Here is an 18,031-nt window from a genome sequence, read left to right as displayed (position 1 = left end):
TCGTTATTGGGCGGGCTTGGCCGCGGCGCCGGCGCCGAGTTCGGCATCCATGCGCTGCTGGACGCTGGGCGGCAGCGTCTCGGCGGTGATCCGCGCGGCGCGAAGCCGGTCCTCATAGGACTGCTTCAGATTTTCCATCCGCACGCGCGAATGCTGGGTGAAGGGCTCCCAGTCCTTCCGCCGGACATACTTCTGCGCGATCTCCATCGCGATCGTATAGAGTTCGGCATTGCGTTCGCGGCCGAGCACCAGCAGTTCGTCCTTGAGCTTCATCTCGGCGCGCATCGCCTCCATCGACTGGCGGGCATTGTCGGCGATGCGCTCCTGGCGGATCAGCTGGCCTTCGAGTTCGGCGATGCGCTCGGCCGCCGATTGCGGCTTGGCGGTAGGGGTTGCCTGCTGGGCGAGCGCCGGGGCGCCCGCGCAGCAGAGCAAGGCGGCGGCGATGAGGATGTTGCGCATCACTGCCCCTCAGAACCGCGAGACGAGGTTGATCTGGAGCACGTCGACCGAGAAAGGCGGCCGGTTGATCGCGTCGGTGCTGAGCCAGTTCACCCCGATCGAGGTATTGTCGTAGATGCCGACCGCGCCTTCGATCGCGTAGCCCTTCACGTCGGTGCCGCCGAGGCCGAAGTCGCTGTCGGCGAAGATGTCGACCACCGCGTCGGTCTCGATCCTTTTGTAGGCGGCGGAGATATGCCAGTCGCCGAGCTTGCGGATGATCGGATAGCCGGCGTCGAAGCGGACCTGCCAGCCGAGATCGCCCGCCGGAACGCCGGGCTCGCCGCGCAGCCGCGCGATCTCGGCGCGATCGAGCGCGAGGTTCTTGACGACTTCGCCGGTCAGCCCGAAGCGCAGGTCGCCGTGATCGTACGCCAGATTGGCATGGCCGATGGCGAGATCGAAATCGGATGCCAGGCCGGCCAGCGTGGTCAGTCCGTCGGTGCGGACGTTGAACACCGAATTGCCCTTTTCGAGGAAAAGCGGCGCGGTGTAGTCATTGAGCCGCGACCCGTCGGGCGCGTTCTTGCGGCTCTGGATGCCCTGGAAGTTATAATAGGAACCGGCGACGGTGAAGGTCAGATTGTCCGCAGGCTTCGCCTCGACGCCCAGCTGGCCGCCCGCCATGAAGCTGTCGCTGTAGAGCAGCCGTTCCTCGAGCGGGAAATAGGCCGCCGTGCCGAACACCGCGACCTTGTCGTCGAAAAAGCCATGCCGCGCCGTCGCCGCGACGCCTTCGGGGTTGATATCGGCATCCCACACCATGTCGGTGGCGAGGAACGGATTGGCGATGCGCCCGCCGGTGAAGGTCAGGCCCTTGAGCGGCGTGACGGCGATATAAGCGCGGTCGAGCCAGAACTCGTCCTTCTGGAAGAAATTGCCGAGCGTGGCGTTGGTCGAAACCGCGCCGGGCTCGTTGCCCGAGGCAAGCCGGAAGCCGACCTGGACCTCCTTGGTGATGTTGGCGTCGACGTTGATCCGCGCGCGATAATTGAGCCGGCGCCGGTCGATCAGCGAATTGAGCAGCGGGAAGCCGCCCGAATTGGTGACGCCCCGCGCGCGGTTGATCGCGCCGACATCGGGGAAGAACGGGAAATTGTCCTTCGAGAAATTCTGCAGCTCCGAGCGGATCCGGAAATCGCCGTTGATGCTGATCCGCTGGGTCCATTCGGGCAGCGTGTTGGGCGCGATCCAGCCTTCGCTGCGCGCCTGCGCCACCACTTCCTGCTTCACTTCGTCGCGGATCTGCGCGCGCACCGTTTCGGGCACATAGGGCACGTCGATCGTCGCGGCGGTGCGTGGCGCCTCGCGCTGGGCACGCAAGGCCGCGGCGTCGCGGGCCTTGGCGAGCAACTGATCGGCCTTCTCGCGCGGCAGCACGCCTTCGTCGACGAGCAGCTGGAGCAGTTCGATGCCGATATCGTCGGTGGTCTGGGCATGGGCCTGGACCGGAGAACCGAGCGCGGCCAGCAGCGCCGCGCCGGCAAGCAAATGGGTGCGAAGGGACATGGGAATTTCCGTTCTTGTTGCCGTCCGGCTCAGCCGTCGGTGCGTTTCATGTTGATCGTGGCGTTGGTCAGGCCTTCCACCTTGGGTGGCCGGCCGCGGCCCAGCGGCGGCAATCCGGACAGCACGTCGCGGATCGCGGCATCGAGCTTGTTGTCCCCGGTGGTCGAGCGCAGCGCGGCGCCGACGAAGCGCCCGTTGGGATCGATGCTCAAGGCGACGCGGACGAAGCCGTTGGCGCTGCGGGTGCGCGGATCGCGTTGCAGCGCGCGGCGGACATGCGTCTCGACGAACGCCCCCCAGCCACCCCCGCCGCCCCCGCCGCCGCCGCGCCCGAACAGCCCGCCGCCCTTGCCCGCGGCCAGGCGGAAGCTGTCCGACCCGGCATCCGCGGCGCGATCGAGCCCGGCCGCTTCCGAAGACGGCGTCGGCGAAGGCGGCGCATCGGTCGGCGTCTCGACCGGGGTGTCGACATCCTCCTGGACCTTGGGATCGTCGGTCGGTTCGACGATCTCGGGCTCTTCCTCCATGATCTTCTCCTCCGGCTCGGGAGGCGGAGGCGGCGGTGGCGGTTGCAGCACGGTGATTTCCTGGATCACCCGCTCGCGCTGGGCGGCGGGGTTCGCCGTCGGCCAGAGCAAGTAGACGGCCAGCGCCGCGATCAGGATCAGGCCGACGCCGGTGACGATCGGCAGGATCCGGTCCGGGCGCCGTTGGATGAGGGCGTCGGCCATCGCTCAGCTCGGCTTCACGCGCTCGGTGACGATACCGAGCTGGGAGATGCCGACCCGCGAGCAGGCGTCGAGGACTTCGGTGATCCGGCCGAACTGCGCGACGCGGTCGCCCTTGATCACCACCGGAAAGTCCGGAGTCACTGCCTTGAACGAGCGCAGCTGGCTTTCGAGCTCGTCGATCGTCACCGGGAAGGTGTCGAGATAGACCTGCCCGTCGCTGTCGACGGTGATCGCCTTGGTGGTCGGCTTGGCCAGGCTCACCGAGCTGCTGGCCTTGGGAACGTTGACCTTGATGCCCTGCACCGAAGCAGTGGTCATGATGATGAAGATGACGAGCAGCACATACGCGAGATCGAGCATCGGCGTGATGTTGATATCGTCGTAGAGCTTCTTCTTGCCCTTGCCCTTGACCTGCATCGCCGCCCCCTATTCGGCGGCCAGCGCGACAGGCGCGCCGGGGCGATAGGTCTCGGCGATGCGCTTCTCGAGCTCGTCGACGAAGATCTGGTTGTCGGTCGAGATTTCGTCGAGGCGGCTCTGGAGATAATTATAGCCGAACAAGGCCGGGATCGCGACCGCCAGGCCGGCGACGGTGGCGAGCAACGCCGCGGCGATGCCCGGGGCGATCGCGTTGATGTTGACGTCCCCGGCGGCAGCCACGCCGGCAAAGGTGATCATCACCCCGACCACGGTGCCGAGCAGCCCCATGAACGGCCCGCCCGAGATCGCGATGGTTAGCAGCACCATCCATTTGTTGAGCCTTTGCTCCTCGCGCGCCTGGCCGGCATCGAGCGCCGAGCGGATCGCCGCGATCGATTGCGGCGCGATGGCGTGGCGGTCGGTGCCGCGCGCGGCGGCCGCCTCGGCGAGCCGGGGCTTGAGTTCCTGCTGGCCGATCTCGAACAGACGCGCCAGCGACGAGTCCGGCTGGGCCGTCGCCAGCTCCGAGGAGTTGAGCCCCGAATGCGCGCCCTGTCCGCGCGTGGCGTGGCCGTAGCTGGTCAGGAAGCGGCGATTGGCGCCCGCGGTCTTGAGCAGCAGCCGGCCCTTGAGGATCATGATGAACCACGAGATCAGCGCCATCACGCCGAGCAGCAGGATCACTGCCCAGGCATCGGGAGTCAGCGCGCTGACCAGGATGCCGAAGTAATTATGCCCGCCGGCGCTGGCGCCCTCGCCTTCGGCGGCGACGCTGGCGAAGCTCGCCGAGCGATCCTGCGAACCGGCGGCAAGCGCGATCGCCGATGCCGAGCGCACCGTGTTGGCGCGGCCGATCTCGTCGACATCGCCGACAAAGCCGGCCTGGCCGCCGACTGCGCCGATCACGTCCTCGCCGGCCAGTGCCGGCAGCTTGGCGTCGAGCGTCGCGACCGGACCGCCATTGACGTAGAGCGTGACCTTGCCGTCGCCGGCGGTGACCGCGAGATGCGCCCAGCTGCCCCCCGGCAGCGGCGCGCCCGACAGCGCTTCGACCGGCGCGCCGTCGGCACCGACCAGGCGGACATAGGGCACGCTGCCGCGCAGCCCGACCGTCAGCCGCTGCGGCGCAGCTTCGCCGCCGGCGCCCAGCTTGGTGTAGAGCACCGCATCGGCCGGCATCCCGGCATTGGCCGGCTTGATCCAGCTCGAGAAGGTCATCCGGCCCTCGGCCGCGACGCTGAGCGAGTCGCTCGGCGCGATGCGGATCTGGCTGGCGGCAGTCAGCGTCGCGCCGCCGCCGATCACGCCTTCTACGGTCGGCTTCGCGCTGAACGCAGTGACGCGGTTGGCATTGGCGGTGGCGTCGGTCGGCGCGCCATTGTCGCTGAGATGCTGGACCAGCGACTGCTCGCCGTCATAGGTGCCGGCCGGATTGGCGACGGGCTTGGCCGCGGCGCTGCCATAATAGAGCCAGATGTTCTGGCTGGCGCCCGGCGCGACCGACGGCACGTCGACCCACACCAGAGCGATCTCGGCCGAAGGATCGAAGCGCTCGACATGATAATTGAGCGGGGTCTTGTCGTCCGAAGCGACGAAGCGCAGGTCGCTGCCGTCGGGCTTGACCTTGCTGAAATCGAGCACCCCCGAATGGAGCCGCACCAGCACCGGCGCGCGCTTCACTTCCTCGGTCAGCCCGCGCACCGCGGGTGCATTGAGCGTGATCTTGCGGCGCTCGCTCCAGTCGGAATTCCACCAATCCTGCGCGGAAGCCGTGCTCGGCGTCAGCGCAGCAAGCAGGAATGCCGCCGTCAGAAGATTCTTTTTAGCCATCGATGTTCCCCGTCACCCGGTAAGAAAAAAGCTTAGAATTCGGCCCAGAAGCGGACCTGCGCGCGCAGGCGGTCGCCCACGTCCATCGGCAGGCCGGCTTCGTTGCGCAGCGGCGCCGCGAGCAGCGTCGATGCGTTGAAATATTTGAAGGCGCGGAAGCGCAGCCCGGCACCCACGCTGAGCAGGTTGGTCACGCTCTGCTGCGATTGCAGCGCGTCGCGGACGTGGAGGATGCCGGCGTCGACAAAGCCGAACACGCGCATCTCGTTCATCCATTTCACCCCGTCAGAGAAAGACGGGCTGTCGACCTGGAACTGCATGGTGGCGCCGTCGTCGCCGAGTTCCTGGCTCTCGTAATAGCCGCGCACGCTGTCGAGCCCGCCCGCCGAGAATTGCTCGTTCGAGATCAAAGGCCCGCCGGCGATCTGGGCCGACAATTTGATCCCGGCGCGCCAGTCGCCCGGATATTTGTAGAGATAGGAAAGGTCCGAGCGCAGCGTGACCCAATTGGCGCTGGCGTTGAAGCGCTTGAGCCCGAAGCCGCGATCGCCGGCGCCCAGCCCGCGCAGCCCGGCATTGACGCCCAGCGAGAGATCGAGCTCGTCTCTGTCGGTGCGGCGCGCCAGCGAATATTGCGCGGTGATCGGGTAATAATCGATCGGCGTCGACGCGGTATCGGCGCCGAGGATCAGATTTTCCTCGAAATTCTTGTAGTCGATCCCGGCGGTGAACTGGTGCACCAGTTGGCTCGCGCCCTCGCCGCTGGTGAAGCTGTACAGCCCGCGCAGCCCGACGATCGTGCCGGTACCCAGCACGCCGATTCCGCCGATCGCCGCGACGTCGCTGTTCGAGCGCACGACATAGCCGAGCAGCGAGAAGCCCTCGCCGCCGATCGGCGCGACATAGGAGCCCGACAGCACATAGGATTGGTCGGGCTTGGTCGGAGTCATCTGCCCCTGCAGCGACAGCGAATGGCCGAGCTGGAACAGATTGGTGTAGCGCACCGAGGCCGAGGCGCGCAGCCGCTCGGTGCGGCTGCTGCTGCGATCGTTGACTTCGAACGAGCCGTGATAAGGCGCGTGATCCTCGACCGCGAGATCGATATCGACTTCGCCCGGCAGATCGCCGGCGCGCAACGTCGGCATGATCAGCCGGTCGCCCGATTTGTTCGCCGCCGCGATCTCGCGCGACACCGCCTTGTAATTGGGCACCGAGCCCTCGGCGAGCGCGGGCAGCGACTTCTTGATGTCCTCGGGCGAGAAATAGCGCGCGTCGGTGACGCGGACGCGCCCGATCTTGGTCTCGACGACGTTGAAGCGGAACACTCCGCCTTTCACTTCCTGCTCGGGAAGCTCGACCGAGACGGTCTCATAGCCTTCGCCGCGATACGCCTTTTCCAGCGCGGCGCGCGCGGCCTCGACATCGCCGATCGGCCGCTTGGGGCCGAGAAACGGCATCACTGCCTTCTCGACCGCCATGCGCGGCAGGACGGTGTTTCCCTCGATACGGAAATTATAGATGTCGACGACGCGGCCATCGGTGCCGGCATCGGCGACGGCTTCGGCGGGCGCCGCCTCGGCCTGTTGTGCATAAGCGTGACTGGTCGTGCAGCAGCAAAGGGCAAACGCCCCCGCCGACCGCGCTAGCGCGAACGTCATTCAAAATCCCCCGTCGCCGGGCGCCCTCACGGAGAATGCTCCCCGCCGCGCCTCAGCCCTCACTCGTTGAGGTTCCGCTAGTTGCCTATTGTGACTCTTCAGTGAAAAACCGAAAAAGTTCCAAACTTTTTCGAAGTGATGTGAATCTTTATCAGATCCATTCGGATTCAATACTGTTGGCTAGTCGCGATTTAGCGCGAGTCTATATTTGCGGATGACTTGCATTCCGCATCTATACAGAAAATAACTCCACACGGCGCGAAGCCGTGGAGTATCGTTCTGTGGAGATCATCCGATCCCTCGATATCCCAAGGACGCTTGGCCGGCACGGAACCGTACCAGGAATCGACAATTTTTTTCGGACGGCCCGCGCGCCGGCAAATTGCCGGCGCGGGTCAGCGCGGTTGCGCGCCTTTGGCGACGATGCGCAGGTCGCGGGGCCCGTCGACGACGCGCACGCCATAGATCGCGCCGACGGTGGTGGCGAAGCTGACGCTGTCGCTGGTCTGGAAGACCCCGCTCAGCCGCAGCCGCGCGAGTTCGGCGCCCTGCAGCACGATCGGGCGACTGCTGTAGCGGTTCATCTCGGCCACGGCCTCGGGCAGCGGCGTCTCGTCGAGCACCAGCTCGCCGTTGCGCCAGGCAGTGACCATGTCGAGCTTGGGTCGGTCGAGCGACGGTGCCCCGGTGCCGGAGCGACGATAGCGTTCGCCGGGGGTCAGCCGCACCGGCCGGGTCGTCGCGGCATCGGCGATGCTGCCGATATCGACCGAGCCGGTCAGCAAGGTGACGTCGAGCCGCTGCGCGTCGCTGCGGACGATGAACGAAGTGCCGAGCGCACGGACATAGCGCCCCGCCGCCTCGACGATGAACGGATGTTCGGGATCGTGCGCCACGTCGAACATCGCTTCGCCGCTGACCAGCTTCGAGCGCCGTTCGCTTCCCTGGCGGTACACTTGCAGTTCGGAGCCGGTATTGAGCGTGACGTGGCTGCCGTCGGCCAGCACCAATGCGCGCTGTTCGCCGATGCCGGTGCGATAGATCGTCGGCGACCAATAATGATTGAGGCCGAGCACGCAGACCAGCAGCGCGCAGGCCAGGCCGGCCATCGCCATCACCCGGCGCCGCGCCGGCGCGGGCGGCGCGACCACGGGCCCGTCGCGCTTCCAGTCGGGCAGCACCTGGCCGAGTTCGTCCCACACCCCCAGCGTCCGGCCGAGCGCTTCGGCGCGCAGCGGATCGCTGCCCAGCCACGCGTCGAGACCGGGGGATGCGGCGACATCGGAGGCGGACCCGCGCGCAACCCACAAGGCAGCTTCGGCCCGCGCCTGCTGGCGCCGGTCGTCGTGCTGCGTCTCGGCCGCGTCTGCCGGGCTCACCATCCCTCCATCCAGTTCACTAGAAACAATATCCCCTTGGCCAGCCGCTTCTCGACGGCGCTCAGGCTCAAGCGATGTTGCGCAGCGATCGCCGCCACGCTCAACCCCTCCATGCGCTGCGCCCGGATCATCTGCCGCGTGATCGGATCGAGCGCCGCGAACCCTTCGTTCAACCTGTCTAGACGTCTGCGCGAGGCATAAACCTCATCAGGCAAAGGCGATTCATCGACAATGATGTGCGATTCGATCGGCTCGTCGGCGTGATTGGCGCGCCGCCGCTTGCGCACCGCGTCGATCGACAGGTTGATCGCGGTGCGCACCAGAAAGCCCTCGGCATGGTCCACGGCCTTGTCGCGGCGGTAGATTTCGAGGCGCTGATAGGCTTCCTGGATCAGATCCTCCGAATCCTCGCGCGACACGCCTCGCCGCTGCAAGGCACGCTGAAGCCGCTTGATCGTCTGCGCGATGGAGGATTCCATGTCGGAATCCCCCTCGGCTCCGATTGCTACAATCTCGTGAAGCGTGCCGGTGCTTGCCGCGCAGCCGCGGCCTGCGCAATATGGCGGGCACATTGCCGAGGAAAAGCCAAATGACAGCCGCCTTCGTACCCACCAGGCGCTCGGCCTGATGCGGAGCACGCCGATCGCATTGCTGCTCGCCCTCGCTGGCTGCGGCGCGCAGGACGAAATGCCCAAGGTCGAGACCGTCACCGTGGTAAAGTCCTATCCCCACGATTCGCAGGCCTTCACCGAAGGGCTGTTCCTCGACGGCGGCACTTTGTTCGAGAGCACCGGCGAGGAAGGCACTTCGGGGATCCGCAAGGTCAACCTCGACACCGGTGAAGTCACTGCGCAGGCACCCTTGTCCGCGCCTTATTTCGGCGAGGGGATCATCGGCTGGAAGGACCGGATCTACCAGCTGACCTGGAAGGACCAGAAAGGCTTCATCTACAATCGCGCCGACTTCAAGCCGCTCGGCGAGTTCGCCTATAAGGGCGAAGGCTGGGGCCTCACCCACAACGGCAAGTCGGTGATCATGAGCGACGGCAGCGCGACTTTGCGCTTGCTCGATCCCGAGACGATGGCGCAGCAATCGACCCTGACGGTCACGGCCAATGGCTGCCCCGTCAAGGACCTCAACGAACTCGAATGGATCCAGGGGGAGATCTGGGCGAATATCTGGCGCACCGACCTGATCGCGCGGATCGACCCTGCCACCGGCAAGGTCAAAAGCTTCGTCGACGTCTCCGCGCTCGGCCCGCCCACCCCGAGCGACGACGAAGTGCCCAACGGCATCGCGTATGATTCGGCCGCCAAACGCATCTTCGTCACCGGCAAGATGTGGCCCCAGCTCTACGAAGTCCGCGTCAGCGACGGCGCCGCCAACGGCGCGGCGCAGGACCAGGCCGCCGCGCTGATGCGCTGCCAGCCGAGCTGAGCCGATGCCCCGCATCACCTTCCACCTCGCCCGCGCCGACAACGGCGTGATCGGCCGCGACGGCAAATTGCCCTGGCACCTGCCCGCCGACCTCAAGCGCTTCAAGGCGCAGACGATGGGCAAGCCGATGGTGATGGGGCGCAAGACCTTCGAGAGCTTCCCGTCGCCGCTGCCCGGCCGCCGCCATATCGTGCTGACCCGCGATGCCGGCTGGGCGGCCGCAGGCGCCGAAGTCGCGCACTCGCCGGAGGAGGCGCTGGCGCTCGCCGGCGGCGACGTGGCGGTGATCGGCGGTGCCGCGGTCTTCGCCTTGTTCCTCGACCGCGCCGACCGCGTGGAGCTGACCGAAGTCCATATCCCGGCCGAAGGCGACGCGACCGTCCCCGCTTTCACCGGCTGGCGCGAAGTGGCGCGCGAGGAACATGCCAGCGAAGCGGGGCGCCCGGCCTACAGCTTCGTCACGCTGGAGCGGGCGCGATGAAGAAGATCCTGTGGGGCCTGGCCGCGCTCCTCCTGCTCGCCGCGATCGGCTTCTTCGCAATCCTCCCGGCGATCGTCGAATCGGGGATGAACAAGGTCGTGCCCGCGGCCCTGCCCAGGGTGACGGCGCAGACCCGCCAGCTCCACGCATCGCTTCAGATCGCCGACATGCACGGCGACACCCTGCTCTGGCGACGCAGCCTGCTCGACCGCGCGTCGCGCGGCCAGATCGATGTGCCGCGGCTGAGCGAAGGCAATGTCGCGCTGCAGATCTTCTCGTCGGTGACCAAGACCCCCAAGGGCCAGAATTACGATTCGAACGGCGCCGATACCGACGCGCTGACTCCGCTCACCGTCGCGCAGCTCCAGCCGCCGCGGACCTGGAGCTCCTTGCTCCAGCGCTCATTATGGCATGCCGAGAAGCTCGCGCGCGCCGCGGACGGGTCCGAGGGCGGGCTGCGCGTGATCCGCACCCCAGCCGAGCTCGATCGCCTGCTCGCCGATCGTGCGGCGGGCACCAGGGTCGTCGGCGGGATGCTGTCGATCGAGGGGCTGCAGGACCTCGAGGGCCGGCTCGGCAATCTCGACCGGCTCTACGCGGCCGGCTTCCGCATGGCCGGGCTCGCGCATTTCTTCGACAACGACGTCGCCGGATCGATGCACGGGGTGCGCAAAGGCGGGCTCACGCCGCTCGGCGTTCAGGTCGTGCGCCGGATGGAGACGCTCGGCATGATCGTCGACGTGGCCCATTCGAGCCACCAGGCGGTCGCCGAGGTGCTGCGGATGGCGCGCCGCCCGGTGGTCTCCAGCCATGGCGGGGTGCAGGCGACGTGCAAGGTCAACCGCAACCTCACCGACGCCGAGATTCGCGGCGTGGCGAAGACCGGCGGGGTGGTCGGCATCGGCTATTGGGACGCGGCGATCTGCTCGACTGCCCCGGCCGAGATCGCCCGCGCGATCCAGCATGTCCGCGATCTGGTCGGAGTCGACCATGTCGGGCTCGGCTCGGATTTCGACGGCGCGGTGACCACCGGGTTCGATTCGTCGCAATTGGTGGCGGTGACCCAGGCGCTGGTCGACCGCGGCTTCTCGCACGACGAGATACGCAAGGTGATGGGCGGCAACGTCCTGCGCGTGATTCGCGCGGGGATTGCGGCAAACTAAACTCCCTCTCCCTTTTGGGAGAGGGAAGGGGCCCGCTCGTCGAAGCCGAGTGGGAAGGGTGAGGATCGAATCGGCACCTGTTCCCACCCTGCCCTCACCCAACCCTCTCCCAAAGGGAGAGGGCTTTTAGAACTCGCACCCTCTCCCTATAGCCCCCTCCATGGAGCGTCTCGACAACGGCTCGCCGGTGCCGGCGCATCTTCGCGGCGGGATCGTCGCGCTCGGCAATTTCGACGGGTTTCACCTCGGTCATCAGGCCGTGGTCGGCCGCGCAGTCGATCGCGCGCGCGCCGAGGGGCGGCCGGCGATCGTCGCCACCTTCGATCCGCACCCCCAGCGCTTCTTCCAGCCGCAGACCGGGCATTTCCGGCTGACCACGCTCGACCAGCGCGAACGCCTGTTCGCGGCGGCAGGTGCCGACGCGATGCTGGTGTTCCGCTTCGATGCGGCGCTCGCCGGGCTCGGCGCGCGCCAATTCGCCGAGCGCCAATTGGTCGGGATCATCGGCGCGGCCGGGGTGGTGACCGGTGGCGACTTCACCTTCGGCAAGGGCCGCGAAGGCGATGTCGAGACGCTGGCGGCGCTGGGCAGCGAGATCGGTTACTCAGCCGAGATCGTCGCGCCGGTGACGATCGACGGCGACATCGTCTCCTCGAGCCGCATCCGCGACTATCTCCGCGACGGTGACCCGCGCGGCGCGGCGCGGCTGCTCACCCGGCCGTTCGCGATTCAGGGCCCGGTGCAGCACGGCGCCAAGCTCGGCCGCCAGCTCGGCTACCCCACTGCCAACATGGACCTCGCGCACTATATCCGCCCGGCCTACGGGATCTACGCCGTGCGCGGACGCCTCCCCGACGGGCGGGTGCTCGACGGCGTCGCCAATCTCGGCATCCGCCCGAGCATCGACCCGCCCGAGGAATTGCTCGAAAGCTATTTCTTCGATTTCCAGGGCGACCTCTACGATCAAGTCATCGAAGTCTCGCTGATCGACTATCTCCGCCCCGAGGCGAAGTTCGATTCGATGGACGCGCTCAAGGTCCAGATGGACGCGGATGCCGCGAAGGCGCGCACACTGCTGCGCTGACGCGCCCCCTCTCCCCAACCGTCATCCCCGCGAAAGCGGGGATCCATCCTGGACTTGCCATGACGACCACCGTGGTATTCGCGGCGCGTGGTGGAGACGGATCCCCGCTTTCGCGGGGATGACGAAGAAGCGCGGTGCGAGGCGGGACGGCGTTGGCCGCGGCCCCCCTTCCAATGTAGGATTTCGTCTGATCTATTCTGGTCGATGCAACCGACTCTCTCCGCCGCTCTCCGTCAACGCACCGCTGCCGCGCGTCGCCGGCGCGTGGGTGCCGCGTCCGTGCCGCGAACCTGCCGCGTCGCAGGCGCGAACCCATGCCATCGCGGAGGGGCAGCCCGCAAAAAACCCATTTTCGAGTCAACCGAGTCAACCGCACAGCGGCACGGACAAGCAAAGCCGCTTCCCCGATCGCTCCACACCAGCTAATCCCCGCCGCCAAATGACCGACACCCCCGACTCCCCGCGCGACTGGCGCGACACCGTCTTCCTGCCGAAGACCGATTTCCCGATGAAAGCCGGGCTTGCCGCCAAGGAACCGGCGATCCTCGAGCGCTGGGCGAAGATCGGGCTCTACGGCAAGCTGCGCGAGGCCCGCGCCGGGCGCGAGCGCTTCCTGCTCCACGACGGCCCACCCTATGCGAATGGCGACATTCACATGGGCCATGCGATGAACAAGATCCTCAAGGACATCGTCGTGCGCAGCCAGACCCTGCTCGGCAAGGACGCGCCCTACGTCCCCGGCTGGGACTGCCACGGCCTGCCGATCGAGTGGAAGGTCGAGGAAGCGTACCGCGCCAAGAAGCTCAACAAGGACGAAGTCGACCCCGTCGCCTTCCGCGCCGAATGCCGGGCCTATGCCGAGAAATGGGTCGGCGTGCAGCGCGGCCAGTTCGAGCGGCTCGGCATCATGGGCGACTGGGACACGCCGTATCTGACGATGAACTATCAGAGCGAGGCGATCATCGTCGGCGAGCTGCTCAAGTTCGCCGAGAGCGGCCAGGTCTATCGCGGCGCCAAGCCGGTGATGTGGTCGCCCGTAGAGAAGACCGCGTTGGCCGAGGCCGAAGTCGAATATGAGGACGTCGTATCGACGCAGATCGACGTGGCGTTCGAGATCACGGAGGCGCCCAACGCGCCCGAGCTGGTCGGCGCGCATGCGGTGATCTGGACGACCACGCCTTGGACGATCCCGGTGAACCAGGCGCTCGCCTATGGGCCGGAGGTTTCATATCGAGTCTGCCGCGTTGGAGAACCGCGCGATGGCCGGGACAGCTCGCCTCTGCGCGATCAGCGTATCCTTGTCGCAACCGAGCTTTGGGAATCAGTCGCAGCCAGAATCGGAAGCAGTCTGATCCCGGAAGGGGAGGTAAAAGGCTCCGATCTCTCCGGCGCAATCGCCCGCCACCCCATGCACCATCTCGGCGGCTTCTTCGCGAAGCCACGCCCGTTCCTCGCCGGCGACTTCGTCACCACCGACGCCGGTACCGGCCTCGTCCATATGGCGCCCGACCATGGCGAGGACGATTTCCTGCTCTGCAAGGCGCACGGCATCGATCCGGTATTCGCAGTCGACGGCGCGGGGATGTACCGGCCCGACTGGCTGTGGCTCGGCGGCCAGGGTTCGGTGATCAACAAGAAGTTCGTCGCCTCGGACGGCCCGATCTGCACCGATCTGCGCGAAGCCGGCGCATTGCTCGCCGCCTCGGACGACTTCGCGCACAGCTATCCGCACAGCTGGCGGAGCAAGGCCAAGATCATCTTCCGCGCCACCCCGCAATGGTTCATCCCGATGGATCGGAGCGCGACCGGCGATCTGCCGGGGGCGGATCGCACTGTCGAGATCGGCGCGCAAAGCGCGCCGCCACTCTCCTCTCCCATCGGGAGAGGAAGGGGCCCGCTCGGCGAAGCCGAGTGGGAAGGTGAGGGCAGCGAATCGCGCCTGCCCTCACCCCGCGCTGCTGCGCAGCTTGCCCCTCTCCCGACGGGAGAGGGGAATAACGGCGCCACCCTCCGCGCCATCGCCCTCGACGCGATCGAAACCACCCGCTGGGTCCCCGAGCGTTCGCGCAACCGCATCCGCTCGATGGTCGAGGGCCGTCCCGATTGGGTGATCAGCCGCCAGCGCGCCTGGGGCGTGCCGATCGCGCTCTACGTCAACCGCGCAACCGGCGACTATCTCCGCGACCCCGAGGTAAACGCCCGCATCCTCCAGGCCTTCACCACCGGCGGCGCCGACGCCTGGTTCCAGGCCGATCATCAGGCATTGCTCGGTGAGAAATACACCCTCGCCGATTACGAAGTGATCACCGACATCCTCGACGTGTGGTTCGACAGCGGCTCGACGCACGCCTTCGTCATGGAAGCGCGCTACGGCCAGGACGCCCGCGCCGATTTGTATCTCGAAGGCTCGGACCAGCATCGCGGCTGGTTCCAGTCGTCGCTGCTCGAAAGCTGCGGCACCCGCGGCCAGGCGCCGTACAAGGCAGTGCTCACCCACGGCTTCGCGCTCGACGGCAATGGCCGCAAGATGAGCAAGAGCCTCGGCAACGTCGTCGATCCGCTCAAGATCATCGGCGAGAGCGGCGCCGACATCCTCCGCCTGTGGGTCGCGCAGACCGATTATTTCGAGGACGTCCGCATCGGCAAGGAAGTCCTCGCCGGCACCGGCGACACCTATCGCAAGCTGCGCAACACCTTCCGCTATCTGCTCGGCGCGCTCGAAGGCTTTGAGGAGAGCGAGAGGGTCGCCGTGGCCGAGATGCCCGAGCTCGAACGCTACATCCTCGCCAAGCTCGCCGAGCTCGATGCCGAGCTCAAGGCGGCGGCGAACGATTTCGAGTTCAACCGCTATTCGCGCGCGCTCACCGATTTCGCCAACGAAGACCTCTCGGCCTTCTTCTTCGATATCCGCAAGGACTCGCTCTATTGCGACGCCCCGTCAGACCCGAAGCGGCGCGCTTATCGCACGATGCTCGACACGCTGTTCCACGCATTGGTGCGCTACGCCGCGCCGATCCTCAGCTTCACTGCCGAGGAAGTGTGGCAGGCGCGCTTCCCGAGCGAGGACGGTTCGGTGCACCTGCTCGACTGGCCGGTACTCCCCGAGGGTGCCGCGACGACCGCCGACTGGAGCGCGATCCGCGCGCTGCGCCAGACGGTGACCGAGGCGATCGAGCCCTATCGCCGCGAGAAGAAGGTGCGTTCGAGCCTAGAGGCCGAAGTGACCGTGCCCGATCTGCCCGCTTCGGGCGCCGATCTGGCCGAGCTGTTCATCGTCTCGAAGGTCGAACAGGGCGCGGACGTCACGGTTACGCCCACCGAACGCCTCAAATGCGGCCGATGCTGGCGGCATCTTCCCGAGATTGTCGAGGACGGCGCGCTGTGCGACCGCTGCGCCGGGGTGGTGAAGTGATGAATCTGCGTTTGCTCGGGCTGCTCGTCGCGGCCGCGGTGTTCCTGGTCGATCAGGGCATGAAATATTATGTGACCGGCCCGCTCGGGCTCAACGTCCAGGACATGTCGCTGACCGTCCTGCCGATCTTCGACCTGCGCTTCGTCAAGAATGTCGGCGTGTCGCTGGGGCTGTTGCCCGCGAGCGGCGCGACGATGCGCTGGCTGCTGGTGCTGCTCACCGGCGCGATCGCCGCGGGCGTGCTCTGGTGGATGCTGCGCGAGAAGAAGCGGCCCGACGTGATCGCATTGGGGCTGGTGCTCGGCGGCGCGCTGGGCAATATCCTCGATCGTACCCGATTGGGCTATGTCGTCGACTTCGCCGATTTGCATTTCGGCACGTGGCGCCCTTTTTTGGTCTTCAATGTAGCCGATGCGGCGATTACCATCGGCGTGCTGATCCTGTTGATCCGCGCCTTGTTCGTGCGCGATACGCAGGCCGGGACGCCTGCTCCTGTGGAGAATGAAGTCAATGCGTAAGTTGGTTCTGATCGCTACGGGCATCGCGCTCGTCGGCTCGCTCTCCGCCTGCGGCAAGAACGGGTACGATCGCGCGCGTCCCGACGAATTCGCCGTCGCCCGCGCGGCCCCCCTGGTGATCCCGCCCGATTTCGCGCTGGTCCCGCCGCGGCCCGGCGCGCCGCGCCCGCAGGACACTTCGCCTTCGGCGCAGGCGCTCGATGCCTTGTACGGCGGCTCGCAGGCGCGCAGCGCTTCGGAGAATGCCACGCTCGACGCCGCCGGCCGCACCCTTGCCGAGCCCGGCGCGCGCAGCACTGCCGGCAGCCCGACCACCAATGTCGTCGACAAGGGCAGCACCACCCGCGACATCATCGCCGCGCCCGAAGGCGACGGCCAGACCGCGCGCGCGAGCACGACGCCCAAGTAAGCGCGGTTACGCGCGCTACGAAAAAGGCCGGCCCGCTCTCGGTGAGCGGGCCGGCCTTTTCGTGCCGTCCGGAAGGCGACCTGTTAGAAGCTGAGCGTCATGTAGAAGACCGCCCGCGGATCGGCACCGATCGAATCGGCATAGCCCGAGTCGTTGGTGATGTCGGTATCGACATATTGCACGCCGAGCTTGACGAACTTCTGCGCGATTTCGGCACCGAGCGACCAGTCGGTATATTTGCTGTCCACCGCGAGCACGCCCAACTGGCCGTCGGTGCGTCCGATATGGCCGATGACGCTGACCGGCGTGTTCGGAACGGCGACGGTCAGATCGCCGCGGAGGTACAGGCTGTCATTGTCGGCCAGGCCCGATTGTCCGCTCCACGCGTAATTGGCGCCGACCTTGGCAGTCACCGGCCCAACCGTGTACATCACCGAGGCATAGGGCTCGAAGAAATCGGTCTTGAGGCCCTTGGCGCCGTCCGGATAGTAATAATAAAGCGCGCCGACATCGAAGCCGACGCCGTTGCCGAGCGTCTTGGTATAGCCGCCGTAAAGATCGACTTCGACATCGCCGTAACCCGGCAGCGAAACCTCGTCGTCGATCGTCGACACCCAAGTGCCGACATAGAGGCCCGATTCGTGGTTGACGTTGACTGTGCTCTGCACCGCCACTTTCTTGTTCGACTGGCTGAGCCCGCGGAAGCGATAGTCCGAGGTCAGCGTCACCGCGCTGGTGACGGTGATGGGGCTCGCCGGTTCGGTCTCGCTCGCGTCCTGCGCCATGGCTGGCGCGGTGGTGGCGAGCATGAGCGCGCCGAGGCTGATCATAGAATAGCGCATGGAATCCCTTTCTTATCCACGTCAAAGGGTCCCCGCCTGCTGCCGGCGTCGCCTGCGTCTCCAGCTCAAAAAGCCATGCGCGTGCTTACTTCGGCACAAGATTAGTGCCGCAACGCGCTGCGCTGCACAACATTATTTGCTGAATTGTTGCTCGTTCGTGACGAACTGTGGCTGAGCCGCAACAGCGATCAGCTGCGGATCGCCACCACTGCGTCGACTTCGACCACTGCGCCGAGCGGCAAGGTCGGCACGCCGACCGCGCTGCGGGCGTGGCGGCCGGCCTCGCCGAACAGCGCCTGCATCAGCTCGGACGCGCCGTTGGCGACCTTGGGCTGATCGGTGAAATCGCCCGCGGAATTGACGAACACGCCGAGCTTGACGATCCGCTCGACCCGGCCGAGATCGCCGCCGAGCGCCTTGCGGATCTGCGCGACCAGCATCAGCCCGCAGCGCTGCGCCGCCTCCTGGCCGTAATCGAGGTCGCGATCCTCGCCGAGCCGGCCGGTCATCAGCTGGCCGTCCTTGAACGGCAGCTGCCCCGAGACGTGGAGCAGCCCGCCGGCCTCGACCGCGGGTACATAAGCGGCGACGGGCGCCGCGGCTTCGGGGAGGGACAGGCCGAGCTCGGCCAGCTTCGCGTCGATTTTCTGGGTCATG

Annotated in this window: 17 protein-coding genes; 7 read left to right on the top strand and 10 right to left on the bottom strand. The window is 66.7% G+C overall.

Annotated elements, in window-relative coordinates; translation table 11 throughout:
• Positions 1-3 precede the first annotated feature (3 nt).
• The 8 genes from E5A73_RS05490 to E5A73_RS05455 form a co-directional block, all read right to left on the bottom strand.
• Positions 4-462: a hypothetical protein gene (locus E5A73_RS05490; RefSeq protein ID WP_135962793.1), complete on the bottom strand. Its 459-nt coding sequence runs from the start codon at positions 460-462 to the stop codon at positions 4-6.
• Between the two features lie 9 nt (positions 463-471).
• Positions 472-2,010, bottom strand: coding sequence for a putative porin (locus E5A73_RS05485; protein WP_135962792.1), 1,539 nt, complete (start codon positions 2,008-2,010; stop codon positions 472-474).
• Between the two features lie 29 nt (positions 2,011-2,039).
• The gene (locus E5A73_RS05480) at positions 2,040-2,741 is read right to left on the bottom strand and encodes a hypothetical protein (RefSeq protein WP_135962791.1); all 702 of its coding nucleotides are present in this window, start codon (positions 2,739-2,741) and stop codon (positions 2,040-2,042) included.
• Positions 2,742-2,744: 3 nt separating this feature from the next.
• Positions 2,745-3,158 carry an ExbD/TolR family protein gene (locus E5A73_RS05475; protein ID WP_135962790.1) on the bottom strand — a complete coding sequence of 138 codons (414 nt, stop codon included), beginning with the start codon at positions 3,156-3,158 and terminating at the stop codon, positions 2,745-2,747.
• Between the two features lie 9 nt (positions 3,159-3,167).
• Positions 3,168-4,991: a DUF2341 domain-containing protein gene (locus E5A73_RS05470; RefSeq protein ID WP_135962789.1), complete on the bottom strand. Its 1,824-nt coding sequence runs from the start codon at positions 4,989-4,991 to the stop codon at positions 3,168-3,170.
• Positions 4,992-5,023: 32 nt separating this feature from the next.
• Positions 5,024-6,649, bottom strand: a complete 1,626-nt coding sequence (locus E5A73_RS05465) for a ShlB/FhaC/HecB family hemolysin secretion/activation protein (protein ID WP_135962788.1) — start codon at positions 6,647-6,649, stop codon at positions 5,024-5,026.
• 395 nt (positions 6,650-7,044) lie between these two features.
• Complete coding sequence (locus tag E5A73_RS05460) at positions 7,045-8,028, bottom strand: FecR family protein (RefSeq protein ID WP_168355813.1); 984 nt, start codon at positions 8,026-8,028, stop codon at positions 7,045-7,047.
• Entirely contained in the window at positions 8,025-8,507 is a 483-nt protein-coding gene (locus tag E5A73_RS05455) for an RNA polymerase sigma factor (protein ID WP_168355812.1), read from the bottom strand. The genes E5A73_RS05460 and E5A73_RS05455 overlap by 4 nt, the downstream gene beginning before the upstream one ends.
• A gap of 43 nt (positions 8,508-8,550) precedes the next feature.
• On the opposite strand from E5A73_RS05455, the gene E5A73_RS05450 reads away from it, so the two are divergent.
• From E5A73_RS05450 to E5A73_RS05420, 7 genes are all read left to right on the top strand, one after another.
• A complete protein-coding gene (locus E5A73_RS05450; protein WP_338112848.1) occupies positions 8,551-9,465 on the top strand; it encodes a glutaminyl-peptide cyclotransferase in 915 nt (304 codons plus the stop codon).
• Between the two features lie 4 nt (positions 9,466-9,469).
• The gene (locus E5A73_RS05445; RefSeq protein ID WP_135962784.1) at positions 9,470-9,946 is read left to right on the top strand and encodes a dihydrofolate reductase; all 477 of its coding nucleotides are present in this window, start codon (positions 9,470-9,472) and stop codon (positions 9,944-9,946) included.
• The gene (locus E5A73_RS05440) at positions 9,943-11,109 is read left to right on the top strand and encodes a dipeptidase (RefSeq protein WP_135962783.1); all 1,167 of its coding nucleotides are present in this window, start codon (positions 9,943-9,945) and stop codon (positions 11,107-11,109) included. Before E5A73_RS05445 ends, E5A73_RS05440 begins: the two co-directional genes overlap by 4 nt.
• A 160-nt stretch (positions 11,110-11,269) precedes the next feature.
• On the top strand, positions 11,270-12,193 hold the full coding sequence (locus E5A73_RS05435; protein ID WP_135962782.1) for a bifunctional riboflavin kinase/FAD synthetase: 924 nt from the start codon (positions 11,270-11,272) through the stop codon (positions 12,191-12,193).
• A gap of 439 nt (positions 12,194-12,632) precedes the next feature.
• A complete protein-coding gene (locus E5A73_RS05430) occupies positions 12,633-15,605 on the top strand; it encodes an isoleucine--tRNA ligase (protein WP_135962781.1) in 2,973 nt (990 codons plus the stop codon).
• Entirely contained in the window at positions 15,605-16,123 is a 519-nt protein-coding gene (lspA, locus tag E5A73_RS05425; protein WP_135963139.1) for a signal peptidase II, read from the top strand. Before E5A73_RS05430 ends, lspA begins: the two co-directional genes overlap by 1 nt.
• Positions 16,116-16,532: a DUF3035 domain-containing protein gene (locus E5A73_RS05420; protein ID WP_135962780.1), complete on the top strand. Its 417-nt coding sequence runs from the start codon at positions 16,116-16,118 to the stop codon at positions 16,530-16,532. The genes lspA and E5A73_RS05420 overlap by 8 nt, the downstream gene beginning before the upstream one ends.
• 83 nt (positions 16,533-16,615) lie before the next feature.
• On the opposite strand, the gene E5A73_RS05415 is transcribed toward E5A73_RS05420, so the two are convergent.
• Positions 16,616-17,374 (bottom strand): TorF family putative porin, encoded by a 759-nt coding sequence (locus E5A73_RS05415; protein WP_135962779.1) that lies wholly within the window; start codon positions 17,372-17,374, stop codon positions 16,616-16,618.
• 188 nt (positions 17,375-17,562) lie between these two features.
• Complete coding sequence (locus E5A73_RS05410) at positions 17,563-18,030, bottom strand: RidA family protein (RefSeq protein ID WP_135962778.1); 468 nt, start codon at positions 18,028-18,030, stop codon at positions 17,563-17,565.
• Position 18,031: the final 1 nt, after the last annotated feature.

The organism is Sphingomonas gei (assembly GCF_004792685.1).
Taxonomy (GTDB): Bacteria; Pseudomonadota; Alphaproteobacteria; order Sphingomonadales; family Sphingomonadaceae; genus Sphingomonas; species Sphingomonas gei.
This window is presented reverse-complemented; position numbering and strand designations above follow the sequence as displayed.